This is a genomic window from Kitasatospora sp. NPDC047058, assembly GCF_040643935.1.
Lineage (GTDB): Bacteria > Actinomycetota > Actinomycetes > Streptomycetales > Streptomycetaceae > Kitasatospora.
Genome location: NZ_JBEYVJ010000485.1, coordinates 1 through 4533, shown reverse-complemented (window position 1 = coordinate 4533; position 4533 = coordinate 1). Strand labels below are relative to the sequence as shown.

Genomic DNA, 4533 nt, shown 5'->3' with positions numbered 1-4533 from the left:
ATCCGCCGCTACATCATCTGGCGGAACAAGCACGCCGCCGATCAGCGCCTACGCGAAGTCGTCACCAGGGCCAACATTGCCTGATACGGCACTAGGTACGCCATCACGACCGCCTCACCGGTGGCGTCCTCACCGTCGCGGTAGCGCCGCACTACCCGGTCCTCGTCGAGGGCGAACACATCCGCCGTCCGCCCCGCCCCGATCAACTCCCCGATCTCCACCCGGCAGAACTTACACCGAGCGCCGCCGGAGCTTCATCGAGTTCTTCATCGCCCTGGCCACCGCCATCGTCACCATCCGCAGCCTGATCCGACGAGCCTGGTTCACCCACCGGCCCCCGCATCCGATGGCCTACTGGCGGACGCTCTTACTGAGCGGGGCCGCGTCACTGGGGCAGCCGGGCGGTTCGGCCGAACATCTGCGTGCCTTCCTACCCGCGCGAGGGCGGCAGATCGACGCTATTGCCGATCAGGTGCGCCAGCAGCCGAACCGAGGTCTGACGAGATCTCGGCGAGCGTGCTGTCGAGGGCGGCGGCGTGCGAGTTGAAGCGGGCGAGAGCGGCTCCGAGCGCGCCGGCGGTGGCGAAGCCGGCAAGGGCGGTGGCGGCTTCTCCGGCCGACTCGTTCAGTCGGTCCCGCATCGCGCGATGGTCGTCCTTGAGCTCGGCGGCGGCCCGGGAGGCCTCTTCCAGGCCGGCAAGGTCTACAGTCTGCTCTTCCTGTTCGCGGCGCACTGTCATCGGTGGTTCCCTCCCTGGACAGATGAAAAGCAGACTTTAGTACGATCGCGCAACCGGTGCGTCAACCGGCCTGTGGGCCAGGTGTCATGGCAAGTCCTGCCACTGTCACCCGTCGTCCTCCAGGGGAGTGCGCACCAGCGGAGTGGGTACGGCCGCACGGCCGTCACGCTCTGTGTGGTTTCTATCCGAACGGGGACGGTCCAAGGATGAGCACACCAGCAGGCGACGGGCAGTTCAGCGTCAACACGCAGGCCACGGGGAACGCACAGTCGGCCCTGAACGGCATGGCGCTGGACAGCAAGACCATCGGCGCTACGGCGGATGAGTCGACCAACGCGGCGGCCGCGGCGCACAAGGGCTGGGAGACGGCGGGCGCGCTGCGGGCGGCGCTCGCCGAGTGGCACGAGCAGGTCGACCAGTTGACGGCGCGGCTGCATCAGAACAGCGCGGCGATGCAGCAGACCACGCTGAACTACCACACGACCAACCAGTCCATCGCCGACGCACTGAAGGTGAAGTGACCCATGCTCGGATACGAGGACGTCCTCAACGCGAACCCCGGCACCCTGTCCACCGCAGCTGCCAAGTGGCGGGAGATGGCGCAGAAGTTCCACACCATGGAGGGCAACTTCGACCGTGACGTGCTCTCGGTGACCCGCAACGGGCTGTGGACGGGCGGCACGGCCAGTATGGCCAACTTCCAGCTCATGATGACGCAAGGCCAGATCGCGGCCGCCCAGGTCGAGGCGAACGCCGTGGCGTCCCTGCTCGACGACGCGCACGGGGACTTCGAGGCCGCGCAGAAGCAGGTGCGCGAGGCCGCGGACGGCGCGGTCAAGGCCGGCTTCAAGGTCACCGGCGCCGGCGTCGCCGTGCTCGACCCCAGTACCCTCGACCCGGGCACCCGCAACGATCTCCATCACGACGTCGACACCCAGCGGGCCTACCAGGAGGCCGCGGCCAAGTGGACCAAGGCGATCGAGGCCGGCATCCAGCGGGCCACCGACGCCGACCAGCGGGCCGCCCGTGCCCTGCGCAGCGCGTCGAAGGCCGGCAACGCGGACAACAGCTTCAACAGTCAGGCGCTGGGCGGCGGCGACAAGGCAGACGCGCAGCGGGCCGCCGACCTCGCCACCCGGCTCGACAGCCTGAATGCCGACGAGCGGGCCCAGCTGGCGAACCTGATGAAGGCCAACGCCGACAGCCCCGAGTTCTCCCAGACCCTGCTCGACAAGCTCGGTCCCGAGAACACCCTCAAGCTCGCGGAGAAGCTCAACGACCCCGGCAAGGACGACGGGAAGAAGGGCACCTACCCGGGCCTGCAGACCGACCTGACGCGTGCCATCGCCTCCGCCACGCAGGATCCGAACACCGAGTTCTACAAGAGGTGGCGGGAGGGGCTGAAGGAGAACGGGACCAAGAACTTCGGTTCCAACACCGAGCCGGTGTACGGGTACCAGATCCTCGGCACCCTGATGAGCAAGGGCGACGCGAAGTACTCGACGCCCTTCCTCACCGACCTCTCCGACGACATCATCGCGAGCGAGAAGAAGCATCCGGGCCTGTGGAGCTACAAGGCGTCCCACGACGGCACCTCGCTGGGCGCGGACCCGCTGGACGAGGTGCTCGGGGTGATGGGCCGCCAGCCCGAGGCCGCGACGTCCTACCTGGACCCGGGCGCGGACGGCGGCAACAAGCGACTGCACTTCCTGTTGAAGGAGCGGGACTGGCCGCAGGGCTACATCACCGGCTACACCGGCATGATCAAGATCGACGACCCGCTGTCGCAGAGCGGCCTGGCCGCCGCGATCGAGGCCGCCTCCACCGGGGAGCGGGCCGGAACCGCCCACGACGGCAAGCACACCGAGGCCCAGGCCCGGATCATGCACGACACCATCGTCACCCTGGACGAGGACCACGGCGGCGACAAGATCAAGGCCACCCTGCGCCAGCCGCTCGCCAACGCGCTCGCCGACTATGTCGGGGACACCCACGAGCTGCTCAACGGCCGCAACGACGTCTACAACGGCCACACCGGACACGACTCCGTCTGGAAGGACGGCGACACGACCCGGATGGCCGTCGGCCAGGACAGCCTGGTCCGGTTCATGCGTGGCCTCTCGGACGACCCGGCCGCCTACGGCACCCTGCACCAGGCGGAGACCGGGAAGATCGCCCAGGAGCTCGCCGCCATCGGTCCCAACCCCACCGAGGCCCAGATGAAGGACCCGATGGGCAAGGGCGCCGCCGCGCTCGGTGTCTTCGACGCCATCCGAGGCGACGCCGCGATGGACCTGCGCGACGACAAGAACGCCCAGGCCGATTGGAAGGCCAAGGTCCTCTACCACACCATCGGCGCCCCGATCACCCCGATCGCGCCGCTCGGCGACGCCGCCCAGCGCATGGTCGACACCTGGACGTACGCGGTCAGCCTGGAGGAGAAGGACCAGAACAACTCCGAGGCCAACGCGAAGATCTCCGACACCTACCTGGGCGCCAACCGCGAGATGTCCGACCTGGTCGGCATCTGGGCCCGCGACCGCGGACAGGACCCGGACAGCCCCGCCATCAACTCGCTCCAGGACGACATGCTCAACAGCCGCAACCGCAGCAACGACGTCGCCGGCCGCTACCTCGGCCGGGGCAACGCCTGATGGCGCTCGCCCGTCCCTCCCGCCGCACCGCGGCCGCCGCCATCGCCCTGGTGGTGGCGGCCGCGGCCGGCGCGGCCTTCTGGTGGCTCACCGGGCGGGACGACCCCGACCGTGACTGTGCCGGACTGCGCGGCGACGACCGTATCCGCACGGTGCTCGGCGCCGCCTGGCGGTCCGACCTGCCGTGCGGCGAACTGGCCGACGGACTTCACCACGCCACCGTCGGCGACCGGCCCGGCAGCCACACCCTGGAACAGGCGCGTGCCCTGCGCAGCGTCCTGTCGGCGGTAGCGAGCCGGGCGGACCACCGCGTCCACCCGGAGGTGCGCCGCCCGCTCGCCAATGCCCTGGCCGACTATGCCGCCGACACCCACGCGGTGCTCACCGGCATCAACAACCTCTACACGGCCCACGACGGGCCCGGCGCGGACGCCTGGCAGGACGACAACGGCGTCCACGTCGCGGTGGAGAAGAGCCAACTGACCTCCGTGCTCCGGGGACTGTCGGACGACCCGGCGGCCTACGCGACCCTGCGGGCCGCCGACCTCCATCAGGGAGCACTCGGCCTCGCCGCCATCGGCGCCGATCCGTCCGGGCCCGAGATCGAAGACCCGCTGGCCCGCGCCGCCGCACCCGCCGGCGTCTTCGACGGCATCGCCGACGACGTCCTGCGAGATCGCGACGGCAAGGCCCGCACCGCCTGGCAGGACGCCGTCCTGAGTGGTCTGGCGGCCCCGGTCACCGCGGTCCCGGCCTTCGCCACCGACCCTGCCGGTTACCTCACCCAGAGCTGGCTCCGGCAGGTCGCCGCCGCTCCCGACCGCTTCACCCGACTCCACGACCAAGCCGCGGACCTTCTCTCCCTCTGGGGCGACGCCACCCGCCGGGACAGGGAAAGAACCGGCATAGCCGGACTCCAGGACCGGGCCCGCACCACCACCGACCGCGAACGAGCCGAAACCGTGCAGCAGTTCAAGCAGAGCAGTCCCTGACTGCGCCGCGGAAGTGCACCACGCCGGCCAGAACCGGGAAGTGAGGTGCGGCACCGCCCACATGCGGTGCCGCCCCCCCCGCCAGGCGGCAACCCCCAACACAGGGGATTAGAAAAAGCAGAAAGCCGCGAAAAAACCCGCCGCCCA

General features: G+C 69.8%; 4 protein-coding genes and 1 pseudogene. 4 read left to right on the top strand and 1 reads right to left on the bottom strand.

From position 1 onward, the window contains the following. Positions 1-84 (top strand): annotated as a pseudogene (locus ABZ885_RS35945) (transposase); the annotation flags it as partial. Positions 85-458: 374 nt separating this feature from the next. On the opposite strand, the gene ABZ885_RS35940 reads toward ABZ885_RS35945, so the two are convergent. After that, a complete protein-coding gene (locus ABZ885_RS35940) occupies positions 459-740 on the bottom strand; it encodes a hypothetical protein (RefSeq protein ID WP_360198450.1) in 282 nt (93 codons plus the stop codon). Positions 741-946: 206 nt separating this feature from the next. Here ABZ885_RS35940 and ABZ885_RS35935 point away from each other — a divergent pair, with 206 nt between their 5' ends. From ABZ885_RS35935 to ABZ885_RS35925, 3 genes are read left to right on the top strand one after another with little or no spacing between them, the layout of a single operon-like run. Continuing rightward, positions 947-1261: a hypothetical protein gene (locus ABZ885_RS35935; RefSeq protein ID WP_360198447.1), complete on the top strand. Its 315-nt coding sequence runs from the start codon at positions 947-949 to the stop codon at positions 1259-1261. Positions 1262-1264: 3 nt separating this feature from the next. Next, the gene (locus tag ABZ885_RS35930; RefSeq protein WP_360198444.1) at positions 1265-3394 is read left to right on the top strand and encodes a DUF6571 family protein; all 2130 of its coding nucleotides are present in this window, start codon (positions 1265-1267) and stop codon (positions 3392-3394) included. Further along, entirely contained in the window at positions 3394-4386 is a 993-nt protein-coding gene (locus ABZ885_RS35925; RefSeq protein WP_360198441.1) for a hypothetical protein, read from the top strand. The genes ABZ885_RS35930 and ABZ885_RS35925 overlap by 1 nt, the downstream gene beginning before the upstream one ends. Positions 4387-4533: the final 147 nt, after the last annotated feature.

Bases quoted from the DNA above. Each gene is read 5' to 3' on its own strand.
- ABZ885_RS35930 (WP_360198444.1), top strand. From the start codon at position 1,265: ATGCTCGGATACGAGGACGTCCTCAACGCGAACCCCGGCACCCTGTCC.
- ABZ885_RS35925 (WP_360198441.1), top strand. From the start codon at position 3,394: ATGGCGCTCGCCCGTCCCTCCCGCCGCACCGCGGCCGCCGCCATCGCC.
- ABZ885_RS35940 (WP_360198450.1), bottom strand. From the start codon at position 740: ATGACAGTGCGCCGCGAACAGGAAGAGCAGACTGTAGACCTTGCCGGC.
- ABZ885_RS35935 (WP_360198447.1), top strand. From the start codon at position 947: ATGAGCACACCAGCAGGCGACGGGCAGTTCAGCGTCAACACGCAGGCC.